We start from the raw sequence: 17,600 nt of genomic DNA on the forward strand, positions 1-17,600 counted from the left end.
TTCGCTGACGAAGCTTCCCTCGTCCTGTCGCAATGTACACTAGTACTTCCTGTACTTCGGGGGTAGGCGCTGGAGCTAGCCCTTTCTAGAAAAGCGCTTATTTCATAACTATCATTTTCTCATTATTAACTTATTATTAAACAAAAGAACATCAATCATTTTATCGTAAATATCAAAAGTGTCAAGTAAGAAAAAAGAATCTGACTGACTGCCAGATTCCAAGTAAAGAAACGTTGTTTTTCGCTTTTCTTATTTATGTACGGATGTAAATGAAAAAGATATTGCCTGCTGGAGATCATGCTGTGCATTTTTCAGCTGTTCGAGAGCCGTAAAAGACAAATCCTTTTCATCTTTAATTGCTTCGATCGTATCGGTTAAAGCCTGTGATATTTTATTAAAATCAATAATGGGTTGATTCAATGAATAGCCCTCCTGACCTTTTTTGATGATATGTATATCATATTCAAGGTCAGGAAATCGTATGCAAAGAAAATTGCAGTTATATTTTTTATTAGTCGGAAGCAATTGAATGCCTTCCATAAACTATTACTTAGCTTTTTGGCGGTCTTTTTCCCCAATATTGATAATAATCTGTACGGATAAATCCATTGAATAACTTTCGTTTTTTTGTTGCTGGTTTTCCGTAATATTTTTCAAATTCTTCATTTGAAGTAAGTATATAAATGGACCAAGTATCAAGTAATGAAAATGTTTTTCCCATTTCTTCATACATTTTCTGTACAGCTTCTTTATCTCCAAGTCTTTCACCATATGGTGGATTCCCAACGATTACTCCGTATTCCTTTGGCGTTGTAAAATCCTTCACCTGCATTTGCTTGAAGCTAATTAAATCTCCAAATCCCGCTTCAAAAGCATTTTCTTGAGCAATTTTGACCATGCGGTGATCAATATCAGTTCCTGTAATATCAAGTGGCTGATCATATTTCGCTAAATCTTCCGTTTCATTTCGTGCTTCTTCCCATACTTTTTCTGGTATCCAATTCCACGACTCTGAAACAAATTCTCGATTAAATCCTGGAGCAATATTTTGTCCAATTAATGCGGCTTCAATAGGGATAGTACCTGATCCACAAAATGGATCGACAAAAGGCTTCTCTGGTGTCCAATTTGTAAGCATAACTAGGGCAGCAGCAAGTGTTTCTTTTAAAGGTGCTTCCCCTTGTCCAGCTCTGTACCCTCGTTTATGAAGACCGCTTCCACTGGCATCTAATGAAATTAAAGCTATATCTTTATGTAGAGCAACTTCTATTTTGAACAGAGGTCCATTTTCTTCAAACCAGCCCGTTTTTTTATAATGAGATCTCATTCTTTCAACAATTGCCTTTTTAACGATTGCCTGACAGTCAGAAACACTAAAGAGCTTTGATTTGACGGATTTCCCAGTAACCGGAAACTCAGCATTTTCTGGCAAATAATTTTCCCATGGCAATGATTTCGTTTTTTCAAACAGCTCATCAAAAGTGGTTGCCTTGAATTCACCGATTTTTATTTTTATTCTATCAGCTGTTCTCAGCCACATATTAGAACGGGCAATCGCAAGAGCATCGCCTTTATATGTTATTTTTCCATTTTCAACTTCACAATCATACCCTAGAGCACGCACTTCTTTAGCAACTAAAGCTTCAAGCCCCATTGCAGATGTTGCAATTAAATCATACTTCATGAATGTTTCACCCTATTTAATGAATTCCTGATCCCAACTTTCAAAAAAGGTTATTAGCTTATGAAAAGGGAGAGGTTTTGAAAAATAAAATCCTTGAATATAATCACAATTTTCTTTTTTAAGAAACTCATATTGTTTTTTGTTTTCTACACCTTCTGCAATCACTTTGAGATGCAGGCGATGTGCCATTGTGATAATTGCCTCCACAATTGAGCAGTCTTCTTTATAATTCAACAATCCGCTTACAAAGCTTTTATCAATTTTTAAGATATCAAGTGGAAAGCGATTCAAATAGCTTAATGAAGAATATCCAGTTCCAAAATCATCTATAGATAATTTTATTCCAAGCTGTTTTAATTTTACGAGCTTATCCACAGATTCATTTGCTTTTGGCATAATCATACTTTCTGTTAACTCAAAATTGATATAATTAGGATTAACATTAGTCTTTTGAATAATGTCATCAATAGATTTTACAAAATTTTCCTGATTAAAATGAATGGCTGATATATTTATGCTCATTCTTAGTTTAGGTTTTCCTTGTAAGTGAATCATTTTTAAATCTTCACATGCTTTTTGAATAATCCATTCACTTATAGGGATAATTAAACCTGATTCTTCAGCTAGTGGAATAAATTCAGAAGGTGAAATCACACCTAATTGCTTTTGTTTCCATCTGACTAGTGCTTCTACACTTACGATTTCATTCGTGTTTGCATCCATTACAGGGTGATACACAAGATAAATTTCATTACGCTCTAATGCTCGCCGTAAATTATTTTCCATGATCATTTTTTTAGATTCATTTCGATGCATTTCTGTATGGTAGAGCTCATACTGATTTCTTCCGCTATATTTTGCCTCGTACATCGCCTTATCTGCATTTCGTAACAATGACTCTATATTATTTCCATCCAATGGATATAAACTAATTCCAATACTCGTTGTAACAAAAACTTCCTGATTGTTTAGCAGAAATGATTTTGATAATGCTTCTATTATTCCTTCTGCAATATGAACAGCTTCCTTTGGATGCTTAATATTAGGTAAGACAATGACAAACTCATCCCCACCAAGGCGGGCAATCATATCTTTATTTTTTATGATCCCCTTAAGTCTTGATGATACATTTTTTAAGAGCATATCCCCATAATTATGGCCAAGTGTATCATTTATTTGCTTAAATCTATCTAAATCAAGGAAAAGAATGGCAAGCAGCTGCTTATATTTTTGTGCTGTATGTAATAAACCTTCGAGACGCTTATTTAAACTATAACGGTTTGCTACCCCTGTAAGTGAATCATGATGTGCTAAGTACCTAAGCTGATCTTCCGCATGTTTCCTATCTGTAATATCTGTAAAAACCGCAACAAAGTTATTAATATTGCCATGGTCATCTTTAATGGAGCTAATTGTTATCCATTCCGGAAAAACCTCTCCACTTTTGCGTTTATTCCAAATTTCACCTTTCCAATAACCAATATCTTCAATTTGTTCCCACATATTTTTATAAAATAATACATCGTGGATTCCTGATTGGAGAATATTTGGATTCTTTCCTACTACTTCTTCATTACTATATCCCGTAACGATTTCAAAGGCAGGATTTACAGAAATAATCCTGCTGTTTTTATCTGTAATCATGACACCTTCACTTGTATTTTCAAGAACCTTTTCTGCTAGCTTTTTTTCATTTTGCGAAATCTTTTGTTGAGTATAATCGTTGAAAATAACTATATATTGGGAATCATCTGCTCCTTCTTCAGTAAATGTTCGGATCATCATCCATTCTGTATATAATTCACCATTTTTTCTTTTCTTTTGAACTTCACCCTCCCAATTCCCCATTTCTAGGAGGATATATTTAATTGTGAGAAAATCATTCATCCTATTAAACAAAGAAGCGAAATCAATCCCATCTGCATCCTCATCTTTAAAAAGTGTGATCTTTTTCGCAGCTGGATTTAATGACATAATGTTAAAATCCTTGTTTAAGAGGATGATTCCTTCCTGCATATGGTTAAATACAATGTCAGATACATTCATTTTTCTCGTCCCTATTTGCTATATATTATCATGTTTATTTATTTCAAATCATTCGTTTATAATCATATATGTATTTTATCCATTATACAAGAACAGCCTCATCTTCGCCTAATCAATGAAAAAAAATGCTGTCATAAAATCGACAAAAAACGACCTTTACAAAAATAAGAAAAGCTCTCCTTTAAGGAGAGCACTCATCTCAATTATTAATCTCACTAATAACGTTCTGTAAGCCATGTTTTGTTCCTGTGTACTGCAAACGACCTTAGTCTCGTACTCAGGTGGTAATCATCTATCTACAGGTTTATGAACCTGTCCTTCTCCTCGTTCATTTCCTTAGAGAAAGTGCCCCTACCATAATTTGGGTTTCTCGCTCGTGGGGTTTACCTCGTTCCACCCTTTTCATTTCTGAAAAGGCTACGTCACTGTGGCACTTTCAAGGTATTCATGCCATATCCAGTAATGGACTTAGGCATTTTCCCTGCCGTCAGCCAAGCAAATGGCTGCCCTAGCTTATGATTTCACTAGGCACGAACACTACGGACATCTCAGCCCGTGCGAGCATGGACTTTCCTCTGCAATTCGCTTACGCTCATTACAGCGATTACCCGAACGCTATTAATGATGACAAAAGTTATTATATGTAACTTTCGTGTGAATAGCAATGGTTTTCAGCTTGAAATTGAGGAAACTTTCATCAATCGTACAATTTACTGCCAAAAACATGCTTTTCTAAATTGGATAGCCGTTTTAGTATATCGAAATTAGTAGTTCCCGCTGTTTGCGTAGCTGGGCGCCTTGAAGTATCTTCAAGCTGTTTTCTTAATCGCATATTTTCTTGTTGTAAATCTTCAATTTCCTGATGAAATGTCTCATAATCTTTTATGACCCAATCCAAAAATTTATCTACTTCTTCTGGCTTGTAGCCGCGCATTGCAGTTTTAAACTCTTTTTCCAAAATATCTTTTGCTGTTAATTTCACTTTATCAGAAAGCATGATAATCACCTCTAGTAATACCATCATCAACACTATTTTTTCAAAGATATGCATTTTTGTCAATTTTTCTTTTGAATTAATTTTTAATCATCCATAAGTTTCATCTGTTCTTCTTCAACAATCACTTGTAAATCATCGAAATTTATCAATCGGATCTCGTATTCATTCTTCTCCTGCTCTTTTTTTGCTTCTTCATATATGTACTTCGGACTACCTTCTTTTTCAGTATCATAAAATAAAAGCAGCACATCGCTTTTCTGAATAAAAAATTGGTTTTTAAGGCGAAATTGCCAAGAATTCTCATAAGGTTTTCGAGAAACAGAATCGACAAAATCAGCTTGGATGATTATCGATTCGTACCATTCTCTATTCGATTCTTTCCAAGATTCTTCCTGATTCATAAATGGAGTAATTACTGCCAGCTTTAAATCTTCATATCCTTCAAGCTGTAAATCAAAAACTACTTCAGCTGCCCATAATTCTGTTCCAAGCTGTCCGCTAATCATTACCCATTCCAGGCCATCTTCTAATAAGGAAATTAGATTGGCTTTTATGGCCGTTTTTATATACAAAACAGCAGGATCATCGTTTTTAAATATGCCAATTTCATATGGTTTATAACCAGATACAACCGCAATACTAGCCATTTTTAACCCTCAATTATTAATTTAATATAAACATTCCTGTTGACTTCCGCTGCAGGCACTTAGCGATCGCGGGCGGTCATGAAGCCTCCTCGTCGAAGAGCGCTCCTGCGGGGTCTCCCTTTGACTCGCTTCTCCCGCAGGAAGTTGAATAATCTCCTCCAAACACGCACGAAGGAAATGCGAATGCATTTTCGAGGAACTCGCGCCTTCCACTCCAATCAACAACAAAACACCATTATCAAAACTGAGTTTTATTCAATGCATAATAAAATAACAAGGGCAAAAATGCCCTTGTCAGTGTTTTTACTTTCAATAAAACGGTCCCCCACCGAACATGCCTGGTCTTGGAACACCGAAACCTCCGCCATATCCACCAGGAAATGGTCCAGGTGCTGCAACAAACTGCTGATTTGTCACTTCATTCACAACTGATTGAGTGTGTGGAAATGAGTGCACATGTTGAAAATGAACGTGGTTTACATTAGTTGTATGACTAGGATGAATATGTGGGACGATATTGTTTTGAAAAGAATTGTTAACACAACATTTTGTTGGATGAACAATCGCAGGCAAAACATGAGATGGTCTAGGTCCACAGTACATATTAAGATCCCCTTTCTTTAATTAAATTATTTACATTAATAGCCTATGTCGAAAAAGGGATTCTTGTACTAATGAAAAAACCTAATTTATACCTATTTTTTATACTACTGCATAATTAGCTCTTGGAAAGTATAAATAAACATTCATGAAAATATATACGATTGCCGATTACTAAAACATGCTATAAAAACTGTCTTTCATGTTTGAAAAAAGAATTGCTGTAAATAAAATTACGAAAAAAAACAGGAATAAAATTGCTTTATACATGTTATCTGCCTCACTATTTTCCATACTCTACACAATTAAACATTTTACAATTTTCCTTATAGACATACAACTAGGAAATTAGTGGTTGTTATGAGAAAACATTATTTTTTTAAAAGTCTTGCAAGTCTTTTATTAAGGTCTTCTTCTGAAAATGGTGATTTTTTATTCTCTACAGTATGGGAAATTGATTTAGCCTTTTCTGTATAAATGAGTGCTTTTCTATAGTTTTTCTCACGGTGTTCATAGATTTTTGCAAGTTCAATGCAGGCCTCCAACATTATTTTGTTATTTCCTGCGTCTGCAATTGCCATCCATAATTCTTCCGCTTCCGGCCATTTTTTTTGCTTTTTATACTCATAAGCAAGAGCATGTTTAGCATGAAGTGAATCAAGATTATTGCCTTGTGAAATATGTGAAAATACTTCTTTAGCAGAATCTGAGTCCCCTAGATGGGAAAACCACCTTCCAACTTCATATATTTCCCTGGACGTCTGTTTCTTATCAAGTCGAAGTATTTGAAAAGAAAGATGAGTATATAAACTAATAAGTGATAAAATATCAATTTCATTATGCTTTAAAATACCAATCATCCCTTGTGGATCTTTTCTTTCCACAAAATCAAAATAAATCATCGGAGCAAGATAACCTGGAAGATCATCCTTCCTCTCTACCCCTAACACTTCCTTTTCTACGATTGAAAGCTTCATTCTATCCAGTTTATGTTTCCACATTCTTCTAGAAGCATGATATAGATCAAAATGACCAAATGGAGGAAGCTTTGGCACATGTTCCTTAATTAGCGTATGCCTAGTCTTAACTTGCGGCCAATCAAATGATTTTCCATTATATGTTGCCATTGTTCTATAATCGACACTATCAAGAAAGCTTTTATACAAAGGGATTTCCGCACCTGGATGTGGCAAAATATGTTGTTTTAGTTTTACCTTGTTATCAATTAAGCTTGCATGTCCAAGGATAAAGATCGTATTTCCTACCCCTCCTCCAAGGCCAGTTGTCTCAGTATCAAAGAAAAAAAAGCTTTCTGGTTTATAGCCAGCTGCAGAAAGAGGATGATCTACATTTGAAGAATTCCACGCTTCAACTGCATCTGAGAATTGAGAAAAAGAATAAATACCATGTTTCTGGTCGATTGGAAATTCTTTCTCTCGCACAAGGCAGTAATCTCCATCGAAATAATATGGGGATACCCCCTCTTTTACCCAAAATTCTCTATAAGGTATTTCTTCATGGTGAGAGCTTTGAAATTTTTCCTTTTCTGTACGATCAGTCGACAAATGTGGTTTTAATCTATTTAGCTTGCTTTTAATTGACATGATTTCCACCAGTGCGAATCGTCATATTTGTAAAAATCGCTAAAATACTTTGCACATCTCTTTTAGCTGTGTCAGAAGACGTGTCTGTCCCAATACAGGAAGGACAGCCATCATCACATTGACACTTATTCACCATTTCTCCTGCTTCCATCAGTACATGTTCGAATCCTTCATATATCTTTTCGCATAATCCAACCCCACCCGGATAACGATCATAGAAGAATATTGTCGGTTTTTCATTATGTTCAGCTTTCACTTGAGGAACAACATGAATATCTTGAGGATCACACATGACAAATAGTGGTGCAATATGTCTTAACGCATGAGCTGCCCCTATTAGCCCCTGCTCCAAACGTCCTTGATCATTGTTTAAAAAATCCTCATTTAAAGAAAACCATGTAGAACTCGTATGCAACTCTGCCTCAGGCAGAGTAATCGGACCAGAACCTATATTTTCGTGAGTTTCAAATTTAATTTTCTTAAAAAGTGTTGCCATTGCTGTGACACTTACATCCCCATAGCCTATTTCACCCGAAGCTGTAAACCGATGTTTATCTTGTTCTAGAACCTTTAGCTGAACGGCAAGATTGGCATCTGTGAAATAATTAACATTAACCTCACTAACAAATGCTTTTTTCTCCTCCCAATCAAGCTTCTCTACTTGATATTGCTTACCTTGGTGAAGATAAATAGCTTCATCATGAAGTAATGTCATGGCAGAAAATTGGTCCATTTCCCCAATCACTTTCACATTCGTAATATCAGATTGATCAATTATGACAACATTTTCTTGTGAGGCAGAACGAAGGCTTATATTATGGGCAGGAAATGAGTCATTCATCCAATAATATTTTTCTCCATTTTGAAAAAGGATTCTTTCTTCTGCTAAGTATTCTAGAACCTCATCTGTTTCAAATGAACCAAATGGCTCTCCAACTTTAAATGGAAGCTCATATGCCGCACATTTTATGTGATCAATTAAAATAATTAAGTTATCAGGGTTTATTCTTGCTGTTTCAGGGCTTCTTTTGAAAAAATAATCCGGGTTCTGAATGACGTACTGATCAAGCGGACTGCTGCTTGCTACCATAATAACAAGGGATTCTCCATGCCTTCGCCCTGCTCGGCCAGCTTGCTGCCAAGAGCTTGCTATCGTCCCGGGAAAGCCCGTCATAATGCATACCTGAAGCTGTCCGATATCCACTCCTAGTTCAAGTGCATTTGTACTAACTACACCATAAATTTCACCTGAACGAAGGCCTTTCTCAATTTCTCTCCTCTCCGTTGGCAAATAACCTCCTCGATAACCTCGAATTGCTTTCGGACCTAATTTATGCTTAATTAAATCCTGCAAATATGTCAGCAAAATTTCAACTCTTACTCTGCTCCTAGCAAAAATTATCGTCTGGACTTTGTTTACCAAAAGGGCAGCAGCTAGCTTCCTGGCTTCTAAAGTAGCACTTCTTCTAATATTTAATGGCTTATTGACAATTGGAGGATTATAAAAAACAAAATGCTTTTTTCCGCTTGGTGCTCCATTTTTATTGATTAATTCAACTGATTTTTCTGTAAGCTTTTCAGCAAGCTCTAATGGATTTGCAATAGTCGCTGAAGTACAAATAAAAATTGGATCGCTCCCGTAAAAACGACAAATTCTCTGCAAACGTCTTATAACATTTGCTACATGGCTTCCAAAAACACCTCTATAAATATGAAGTTCATCAATAATAACAAACTTCAAGTTCTCGAATAAGGAAACCCATTTTGTATGATGAGGCAAGATGGCAGAATGCAGCATATCAGGATTTGTTATCACGACATGTCCTGCTTTCCGAACCTTCTGGCGTATATTTGATGGAGTGTCACCATCATATGTATAACTGTTTATCGCCAATCCTGAATCTTCAATGATTTCGTTTATTTCACTTTTTTGATCCTGTGCTAAAGCTTTTGTTGGAAACATATAAAGTGCTCTTGAACTTGGATCATTTATGACCGTTTGCAAAACTGGAAGATTGTAGCATAACGTTTTCCCAGAAGCTGTTGGAGTAACTGCAACAAGACTTTTCCCTTTCATAGCCGTATCATATGCTAATTTTTGATGCGTATATAGACTCGTAATCCCCCTTTTTTGTAATGCATCTTTTAGAGTGGGATGTAAATTTATTGGAAGGTCTGTAGTATTTGCCTCTTTTTCATCAATTGTGTGCCAATGAACTATATTATGTTTAAAAGGATCTGATTCTTTCATTTCCTTCATGATTTCATTTAAGTTTTTCCGTACTTTCATACTATTCACCTCATACTACTATTCTAGCGAATAAACGTTCGTTGTAAAAGAGGGAGCCTCTATTCTTTTTCTTCATAGAACATTCATATTCTTACAGTATAAAAACACTTCTTTTAAATGTCTTTTTTGTTACAATGTTAGCAACAATGGTTTTACCATCAGAGGTGAAAAGATGTTTAATTTAGAAATAAAAAAAGTACTGTCGCAATTCACTCTTTTTCGAGACTTAAGTGATTCAGAAATGGAAAAAATTATTGAAATCTCTATCTCTAGGGAATGGAAGAAGGGCAGTCATGTCTTTATGCAGGATGATCCACTTGAAAATGTATATTTTATACAAAGTGGACGGATAAAGATTTATAAAAGTGATATTAATGGGAGAGAGCAAATCGTAGCAATATTGAAAAGTGGCGAGATGTTTCCACATGTCGGCTTTTTTCGTAAAGGCGGGTATCCTGCTTTTTCTGAAGTACTAGAAAATTCAATACTAGTCGTTGTCCCTATTGATCTATTTGAAAAAGTATTAATTGAAAATCCTGAGCTTTGTATTAAAGTATTTAAAGTACTTGGAGAAAAAATCGTTGATTTACAAGAAAGATTGGAGTCGCAAATCCTTAATAATACGTATGAACAAATTATTAAACTACTTGTCCGTTTGGCAAAAATTCATGGGGAAGAAATGGATGAAGGATTGTATCTTTTAAAAACTGAATTCACGAATAAGGACCTTGCCAATATGATTGGAACGACGAGAGAAACCGTGAGTAGAACATTAACAAAGCTAAAAAAAGACCATTTAATTGAAACTGACTCAGCAGGGAATATTATTATTGATCCTGACCGGCTGTTGGAAGAAATTTTTTAGTAAAAAAGAGAAGAACCCCTTTGACAATCTAAGGGTCTTCTCTTTTTAGATAAGAATTATAAATTTTTCGAGATTGGGATCTATACTAATTGCAGCATTTCTTGCATATCTTCTTGAGCTGTGCCAATTAGTTTTAGATTAAATGTTTCTTGAAGGACATTTAATACTCCCTCTGAAATAAATTCTGGCGCTTTTGGTCCGATACGAATATCTTGGATTCCTAAGCTAAACAATCCTAAAAGGATGGCAACTGCCTTCTGTTCGAACCATGAAAGCACGATACTTACTGGCAGCTCATTAATTTCACATTCAAAAGCCTCTGCCAATGCTTTTGCAATTTTTACAGTAGATCCGGAATTATTGCATTGGCCTAAATCAATATATCTTGGGATATTTGTACCAGGTACGACCCCATAGTCAACATCATTAAAACGGAACTTCCCACAAGATGTTGTTAAAATAACTGTTTCTGGCGGTAAGGATGTAGCTAATTCACGATAGTATTCTCCTCCCTTGCCTGGCGCATCACAGCCTGCAATAACGAAAAACCTTTTAATCTTTCCTTCTTTAACAGCTGAAACGACCTCAGGAGCAAGACCTAATACAGTTTCATGATGGAAGCCTGTCAATAAAGTTTCATCGGATTCAATATTTGCTTCAGGCAATTCTAATGCTCGACTAATTAATGGGCTAAAATCATCATTTTCGATTTTCAAAACATTTTCAAGACCTGCCACTTCATAGGAGAACATGCGGTCAGCATATGTACCTTTAATTGGCATAACACAGTTCGTTGTTGCCAAAATCGCTCCTGGGAATTTTTCAAATAAGCGTCGTTGGTCATACCAAGCTTTACCGATATTCCCTTTCAAATGAGGATATTTTTTCAATTCTGGATAGCCATGTGCTGGAAGCATTTCCGAGTGGGTATAAATATTGATACCTTTTCCTTCTGTTTGCTTTAATAGCTCTTGAAGTGCAAATAAATTATGCCCTGTAACAATAATACATTTACCTTCAATTTTATTTTGTGAAACACGGATCGGTTCTGGAATACCAAGTCTTTTTGTATGGGCTTCATCAAGAATTTCCATTACTCTAACAGCAGAACGTCCGACCTTCATCGCCATTTCTATATGTTCCTGAACATTAAAGTTAGAATTAGTTAATGTTAAATAAAGGGCCTCATGTGTTGTAGCATCGACAAATGGATCTGTATATCCCAACTGATTCGCATGTGTACGATAAGCGGCAATACCCTTCAACCCAAAAATTATTGTATCCTGTAAGCTTGCGATTGTTTCATCTTTTCCACAAACACCGATTACTTTACATCCCCCAGTTGGCGTCTGCTCACATTGGTAACAAAACATGAAAAATTCCTCCTCATTAATTACTTGAACAGACTTTAGCATACAGTTTAGTAGGCACTTACAGTGTGACGCAGATCACATTTTTTCTTTTGTCAAGAAGTGTTCAATATTGGAAAAACATGAAATAAATTTTTAGAAAAACTTGACGTTCACCAAGTCCTTTTTGGTGAATGCCTTAGCAGATATTTAATTGAATACACACTTTACTTTAGTACGTTAATAAACTTAAACTTCCTATTAGCTAATGAAAACTCGCCGATTGGCGAGCCTTGGAAAGGCGAAGACAGAGGAGTAGTTACACTTTCGCGCTCATACATGCCACGTCCTCTCAAAAGCTTCTCTTTTGATCGTGCGATGTATCTCTGACGAAGCTCTCCATGTCCTGTGGCATTCGCCCGACTAGGACATCCTCGCAAAAGCTATCGCTTTTCCTTCGTGCGATGTGAATGCTATCGAAGCCTTCCTTGTCCTTTCCATCGTTCTTAATTCCTAAAATTGGAATTGTGTCGGATTATCTTCTGCACTGGCGATTTATAATTTCTTAACGTGGAACAAATGCCTAATTATTTTCATAGAATATGGTGGCTGTGCCATATTTATTTCATGAATGGAGATGAAAATATGAGTGATCAAGGAAGAAAGGAAAAAAATGAACCGTTTGGCGAAATAATGAAATCAATGAATCAATTTTTCCACGAGAAGCCTGTTAAGGGTTTTTTACAAACGATGGATGATTTTTTTAAAAACCCCTCCCCATTTCATTCATCATTTCATATTGATGTACATGAAACCGCAGGTGAGCATATTATTACTGCAGAACTTCCTGGGGTAAAGCGTGAACAAATTCAACTAGATGTGCTGGATAATTATATAACTATTACTATTAATTCAAATGAATTATTTACTGAAGAGGATGAAAATCAGAAATTCGTTAAACGGCGGCAATCTATGCATAGATCAAGTAGAACCATCCCTCTTCCGCAACCCATTAATGAAAGAAAAGTAAAAGCGACTTATCAGAATGGTCTTTTACAAATACGTATTCCGAAACAGGTAGGAAAAAAAATCATAATCGATGAAATCAAATAAAAAACAAGCAGCGATAAACTGCTTGTTTCTTTATTAGCTAACATTTAAAAGTCTGCTGAAAAATAGCATTAGAAAAATTAGTATTCGACAGATGTCCTTGCAATCCGAAGTTACTCTAATGATGTATCAAGCCAACGATTAAAATAACCTGAAGGAACACTGAAATAATCTTTTGTAAACCTTATGAACTCATTCGTATCTACTTCTTTGTATTGAAAATGATGATAATAGTCTGAAAGAAATTGCATGCTAACCTCTTTGACATCTTCTCCTTTCATTCTATATTTGTCCTTCATCATCTTCAATAATTCAACGGCAGGCTGACCATATATAAATCCAGTGTTCTTCATTTTATCTAACGGAATATTAGAATATTGTCTCCCTAGTGGAGGTTCTGACGATGCGATTCTTTCTATACGGCGATACGGAATACTAAAAGCATGTCTTTCGGTTTGATTTTTACCAGCATAAAAATACATCGAGGTTGCAAATTCAGTCATCCCTTCATCAACCCAAGCTTGATTATACTGATCATTTGCAACAACACCATAAAAATATTGATGGGCTATTTCATGTACAATTGCGTTTCGATAGAAATAAGTATCCTCAATATATGGGTTAATCGTGACAACTCCAGAGTATTCCATAAACAGACCATTATCTAGAATAATATCTAATTGTTTATGAGGGTACTTTCCTATGTTATCCTGATAAAACGACAATGCGTCTTTAGCAAGGGTCATTGTTTCTTTCAAATCTTTATGATGATCATTTTTAGAGAATAAACGAATTTTTACTCCGTCATTTGCTATCTCCTCATGAACATCCATGTCCCTTATGATCGCAACAAAAAAATCTCTAACTTTATTTATCTTTACTTTGCCTTCATTATTTTTAAGCTGTGGATCTTTCTCAGCAGATGAAATGAATGAATACCCCTTGGGTAGCTTGTATGCAATCTCAAAGTCGGAAAAGTCTGTATGATAGGTTTCAATTCCGTCGGAATATTCTTCCTTATTCCACTTTCCCTTTTGATAAGTTGCAAGCATTGGATACCATTGAGCCAAATAGTAATTATCCTTTTCCTTCGAAAAGCGAACACCTTCCTCTGGCACTGTAAATTCATAGTCGATTTTTACCTTAAATCTTTTTTTATCTTTCATTTCTGTAGGAAGATTAATTCTCAGCGTATCCCTTTCTAAACTATATTTAGCTTTTTCACCATTGATCTTGATTTCACCCATATTAATTTCAGAATAGCCCTTAACTGATTGAAAATGATGACCTTTTTTAAATACATTTGGAATAAAGTAAAAAATGAGTTCATCCCATTTTTGATCTGATAAATTTTTCACAAGTATATTCGCTTCAGTTTTAAAAACTCCATTTTTATCCATTTCAAATTGAATATCATATTTAGCTTTGCTGTAATTTTTAACGCCAACATCATTATCTTTTGTTACTACAACATATACACTTGCACTAATAAAAATAAGGAGCAATCCCATGAGAGCAAGCTTTTCTCCACTTGGCTTCCAAAAATTCCGCTTATTATTGTACTGTTTTCTAATTGGTTTTAATATTTGAATTTGTCCTGTCCTTATCCATGGGGTTCTTGAATAGTTTGATTGAAAGCGATTTTTCAAACCATTTGCCAGTAAACTAAATGAAATAGTTGTAAATAATAAAATAATTAATGGGACAACCAGTATATGAGTATTCCCGTAAATGTTTCCCCTTGCTTGTCCGACTAATCCTGATAGCTCCTTCGTAGTGGATAAAAATATAAGAGGATCAAATCTAACAATCGTTCCACCGACAAAAATATTCATTAATGCAAGCTGCCCCATAATCGTTATGACATACACAATTTCTAATATGAACATAACTAAAATCGTTTCCTTTAATTGAGGAAAAATATGCTTCCAAATTAACCTGTTCCTGCTAGCTCCAAGAATATTTGCTGCCTCAATATATACAGATTTATACAATTCATTCGTTTTCAATCTTACGGAGGAAACAATACTTGGAATACTAATTACAGAAGCAAGAATAATAAAATAGAAGACGAGAGTACTTGTTTCTAAAATACTATTAAAACTAATCGGTTTCATAAAAAAATATAATATTAGAAACAACGGAACATAACTCCAAGCATTCTCGAAGGCAATAACCCAGCTAGGCGTTTTTTTCCATGTTCCAATATATAATCCAAAAACCGTGCCAAATAGCATTTTTATACACGTTACTGCTAATGCAATCAACACAGTATAACGGATTCCGTACAATACCATCGTCAGTAAATCATAGCCCCATTTATCTGTTCCTAATGGATAGCTTTCATTTTCGAACGGTTCCAATGGTGGTGCTAGTACTTTTCCATTCGTATATTGAGTCTCTAGCAATTCTGTCAATGAATATGGAGCCAGAATCGGACCAAAAATGCTTAGAAAGATTAAAACAGATACAAAAAAGATTCCTAAATATAAAGAGTAATTAAGTTTATAAAGTTTATTCATAAATAAATCCTCGTTTAAAAAGATAGAATACGAGTCTGACAGATGTATACACAATGGCTGAAATTAGAAGCATCGAAAATAGCCCAATGGCTATTGGCTGTATCTCATTGCTCTGAAAAATAAATTTTGTTATTCCTGAAACATTCATTATGTATTCAATAATAAAGAGATTTCCAATTGCTAATGATATGACCTTAACTAGTTCTGCTTTAATAAAGGGCTCAACATTTTTATAAACATGTTGAAAATTAATATAATTTAAGCTCATTCCTTTCGCAACTGCAGTTTTAATATAATCTTCTCCACTTGTTTGATAATACTTAACAGTGACAAGCTTAAATAAATACAGTGTTGGTGCTATACTGACGAGAATCGTCGGAAACCAAAGATTTAATGCTCCTGCATCTGGCCGTAATGACATTATTCTTATTCCTGTCATCTTATAGATTTTAACAGCAAGTATCATAGACATGATGATGATAATAAAATCTGGAATTGCTGATAAAATATTCAATACGAAATTAAATACTTTTGTTAAATGAAAGCGACTAATAAAAATTCCAAAAAACAGGCTGATACCAACAGCTGCATTTACACCTAAGAGCATAATCTTTAAACTAGTAAAGAAGTTATCACCAATGTCTTCTTCGATTGCACGCCGCTGGGTCCCTAATTGATAAGTACCTAGACTCCCTTTACTAATTTCAGAAATAAAATCACCAAAAATCTCAGGTAATTTTTCAAAATTCCAATCTAAACTTTTCTCTACAGAATTAACTTCAATCATCATAGGTAATGCAGCAAGAGAAAGTATTAACAGGAAAATAATTACAATTTGTTGTATCGTTCGTAACACATGTTTTTCCTCCTCTGCTATTATTTCTATATTTTTTCATTCTTTTTTATTAATTGTCAATAAAATTTAGTTAATTCCTATAATTCTATATATATTTTTTTCCTCTATCACTCTAAATAAAACTCAATTGACCTACTCTATTTGATAGTCATATGTCTTGCAAGAACTATCACTAAAAGTAGGTCAAATTATGATTATGTTATTAGGGATTGTTCATCCATGTATACTCTCTTTCCTAGACTTTAATCATACCACCCAATCCCTTCACAAGTGACGAGACTTGATTAACTGCATTCATCATTTGCCCAGCAGTATTCATCATTTTATTAATATCAATTGAGCCATCCTGTGCTTTAAAGGAATTCATTATTGATTGAACGCCAGATGGCTGCTTTGGAACAAATGATTGTTTCGGATATGGATTCATGTATGGGTTGGACATGTAAGGATTTTGAGGTTGAGCCATTTGGTTCTGTTCTGGTTCCAAAGGATTTTGAAAAATACTCTGAGTGTAGTTGCTTGATGGCATTTGCATTTCTGTTTGATGCATATTAAATCCTGCATTTTGGTATTGATTATGCATCATATTTTGTGAAGGAGCATATGGATAAGTATCTGGGTGAAAAGTCTGATTTCCGAAAAATGGCTGCTGCTGGAGTTGGTGATTGTATGGTGCTATATTTGCAGGATAATAAGGGAATTGCTGTTGTCTCCAATAATTTTGGGAGATAAATCCTGTTTCATTGGTAAATGGATAATCCGGGTAAGAGTGATTAATATAAAAGTTTGGTACTCTACGACCGAACATTTGCTAACTTCCTCCTTTACTAACAGTAAAACTCATTAGAAAAACTTGGCGTTCGCCTAGTCCTTTTTAGCGAATGCTTGCCAAAAAATCAAATGATTATTTCTATATTTTATGAAAATAATGCCCATCATGTGAATGTCCTGAAAGCGCTTACTATTGATGTCTAACAATGAAGAATCATGTCGGAAGTCTTAATATTAAAAAAATAAAGATCACTACTTA

At 34.9% G+C, this 17,600-nt stretch carries 14 protein-coding genes and 1 other RNA gene; 2 read left to right on the forward strand and 13 right to left on the reverse strand.

Annotated elements, in window-relative coordinates; all coding sequences use genetic code 11:
• Positions 1–249: 249 nt before the first annotated feature.
• From FSZ17_RS23485 to FSZ17_RS14715, 9 genes are all read right to left on the reverse strand, one after another.
• Positions 250–420 carry a hypothetical protein gene (locus tag FSZ17_RS23485; protein WP_185150631.1) on the reverse strand — a complete coding sequence of 57 codons (171 nt, stop codon included), beginning with the start codon at positions 418–420 and terminating at the stop codon, positions 250–252.
• 130 nt (positions 421–550) lie between these two features.
• Positions 551–1,684, reverse strand: coding sequence for a THUMP domain-containing class I SAM-dependent RNA methyltransferase (locus tag FSZ17_RS14680; protein WP_057771309.1), 1,134 nt, complete (start codon positions 1,682–1,684; stop codon positions 551–553).
• A gap of 12 nt (positions 1,685–1,696) precedes the next feature.
• On the reverse strand, positions 1,697–3,730 hold the full coding sequence (locus FSZ17_RS14685; RefSeq protein WP_228460221.1) for a sensor domain-containing protein: 2,034 nt from the start codon (positions 3,728–3,730) through the stop codon (positions 1,697–1,699).
• A gap of 224 nt (positions 3,731–3,954) precedes the next feature.
• Positions 3,955–4,346, reverse strand: an RNA gene (rnpB, locus tag FSZ17_RS14690) — RNase P RNA component class B.
• Positions 4,347–4,427: 81 nt separating this feature from the next.
• Positions 4,428–4,727, reverse strand: a complete 300-nt coding sequence (gene gpsB / locus FSZ17_RS14695; protein ID WP_057771310.1) for a cell division regulator GpsB — start codon at positions 4,725–4,727, stop codon at positions 4,428–4,430.
• 83 nt (positions 4,728–4,810) lie between these two features.
• The gene (locus tag FSZ17_RS14700; RefSeq protein ID WP_057771311.1) at positions 4,811–5,374 is read right to left on the reverse strand and encodes an SLOG family protein; all 564 of its coding nucleotides are present in this window, start codon (positions 5,372–5,374) and stop codon (positions 4,811–4,813) included.
• 309 nt (positions 5,375–5,683) lie between these two features.
• Complete coding sequence (locus tag FSZ17_RS14705) at positions 5,684–5,977, reverse strand: CotD family spore coat protein (RefSeq protein ID WP_057771312.1); 294 nt, start codon at positions 5,975–5,977, stop codon at positions 5,684–5,686.
• A gap of 368 nt (positions 5,978–6,345) precedes the next feature.
• Positions 6,346–7,578, reverse strand: a complete 1,233-nt coding sequence (locus FSZ17_RS14710) for a ribonuclease H-like domain-containing protein (RefSeq protein WP_057771313.1) — start codon at positions 7,576–7,578, stop codon at positions 6,346–6,348.
• Positions 7,568–9,868 (reverse strand): DEAD/DEAH box helicase, encoded by a 2,301-nt coding sequence (locus FSZ17_RS14715; protein ID WP_057771314.1) that lies wholly within the window; start codon positions 9,866–9,868, stop codon positions 7,568–7,570. The genes FSZ17_RS14710 and FSZ17_RS14715 overlap by 11 nt, the downstream gene beginning before the upstream one ends.
• A gap of 172 nt (positions 9,869–10,040) precedes the next feature.
• Here FSZ17_RS14715 and FSZ17_RS14720 point away from each other — a divergent pair, with 172 nt between their 5' ends.
• Entirely contained in the window at positions 10,041–10,733 is a 693-nt protein-coding gene (locus FSZ17_RS14720; protein WP_057771315.1) for a Crp/Fnr family transcriptional regulator, read from the forward strand.
• Between the two features lie 80 nt (positions 10,734–10,813).
• Here FSZ17_RS14720 and hcp read toward each other — a convergent pair whose 3' ends face one another.
• The gene (hcp, locus tag FSZ17_RS14725) at positions 10,814–12,106 is read right to left on the reverse strand and encodes a hydroxylamine reductase (RefSeq protein WP_057771316.1); all 1,293 of its coding nucleotides are present in this window, start codon (positions 12,104–12,106) and stop codon (positions 10,814–10,816) included.
• Between the two features lie 621 nt (positions 12,107–12,727).
• On the opposite strand from hcp, the gene FSZ17_RS14730 reads away from it, so the two are divergent.
• Positions 12,728–13,195: an Hsp20/alpha crystallin family protein gene (locus FSZ17_RS14730; protein WP_057771317.1), complete on the forward strand. Its 468-nt coding sequence runs from the start codon at positions 12,728–12,730 to the stop codon at positions 13,193–13,195.
• A 110-nt stretch (positions 13,196–13,305) separates the two neighbouring features.
• Here the strand turns inward: FSZ17_RS14730 and FSZ17_RS14735 are convergent, their stop codons facing one another.
• From FSZ17_RS14735 to FSZ17_RS14745, 3 genes are all read right to left on the reverse strand, one after another.
• Positions 13,306–15,714: an ABC transporter permease subunit gene (locus tag FSZ17_RS14735; protein ID WP_057771318.1), complete on the reverse strand. Its 2,409-nt coding sequence runs from the start codon at positions 15,712–15,714 to the stop codon at positions 13,306–13,308.
• Positions 15,707–16,570, reverse strand: coding sequence for an ABC transporter permease subunit (locus tag FSZ17_RS14740; protein WP_057771319.1), 864 nt, complete (start codon positions 16,568–16,570; stop codon positions 15,707–15,709). Before FSZ17_RS14740 ends, FSZ17_RS14735 begins: the two co-directional genes overlap by 8 nt.
• A 235-nt stretch (positions 16,571–16,805) precedes the next feature.
• Complete coding sequence (locus tag FSZ17_RS14745; RefSeq protein WP_057771320.1) at positions 16,806–17,378, reverse strand: YppG family protein; 573 nt, start codon at positions 17,376–17,378, stop codon at positions 16,806–16,808.
• Positions 17,379–17,600 lie beyond the last annotated feature (222 nt).

It is taken from the genome of Cytobacillus dafuensis (genome assembly GCF_007995155.1).
GTDB classification, from domain to species: domain Bacteria; phylum Bacillota; class Bacilli; order Bacillales; family Cytobacillaceae; genus Cytobacillus; species Cytobacillus dafuensis.

Coding starts and splice junctions, on each gene's coding strand:
- FSZ17_RS14730 (WP_057771317.1), top strand. CDS start 12,728: ATGAGTGATCAAGGAAGAAAGGAAAAAAATGAACCGTTTGGCGAAATA.
- FSZ17_RS14720 (WP_057771315.1), top strand. CDS start 10,041: ATGTTTAATTTAGAAATAAAAAAAGTACTGTCGCAATTCACTCTTTTT.
- hcp (WP_057771316.1), bottom strand. CDS start 12,106: ATGTTTTGTTACCAATGTGAGCAGACGCCAACTGGGGGATGTAAAGTA.
- FSZ17_RS14735 (WP_057771318.1), bottom strand. CDS start 15,714: ATGAATAAACTTTATAAACTTAATTACTCTTTATATTTAGGAATCTTT.
- FSZ17_RS14700 (WP_057771311.1), bottom strand. CDS start 5,374: ATGGCTAGTATTGCGGTTGTATCTGGTTATAAACCATATGAAATTGGC.
- gpsB (WP_057771310.1), bottom strand. CDS start 4,727: ATGCTTTCTGATAAAGTGAAATTAACAGCAAAAGATATTTTGGAAAAA.
- FSZ17_RS14710 (WP_057771313.1), bottom strand. CDS start 7,578: ATGTCAATTAAAAGCAAGCTAAATAGATTAAAACCACATTTGTCGACT.
- FSZ17_RS14680 (WP_057771309.1), bottom strand. CDS start 1,684: ATGAAGTATGATTTAATTGCAACATCTGCAATGGGGCTTGAAGCTTTA.
- FSZ17_RS14745 (WP_057771320.1), bottom strand. CDS start 17,378: ATGTTCGGTCGTAGAGTACCAAACTTTTATATTAATCACTCTTACCCG.
- FSZ17_RS14715 (WP_057771314.1), bottom strand. CDS start 9,868: ATGAAAGTACGGAAAAACTTAAATGAAATCATGAAGGAAATGAAAGAA.
- FSZ17_RS14705 (WP_057771312.1), bottom strand. CDS start 5,977: ATGTACTGTGGACCTAGACCATCTCATGTTTTGCCTGCGATTGTTCAT.
- FSZ17_RS14685 (WP_228460221.1), bottom strand. CDS start 3,730: ATGAATGTATCTGACATTGTATTTAACCATATGCAGGAAGGAATCATC.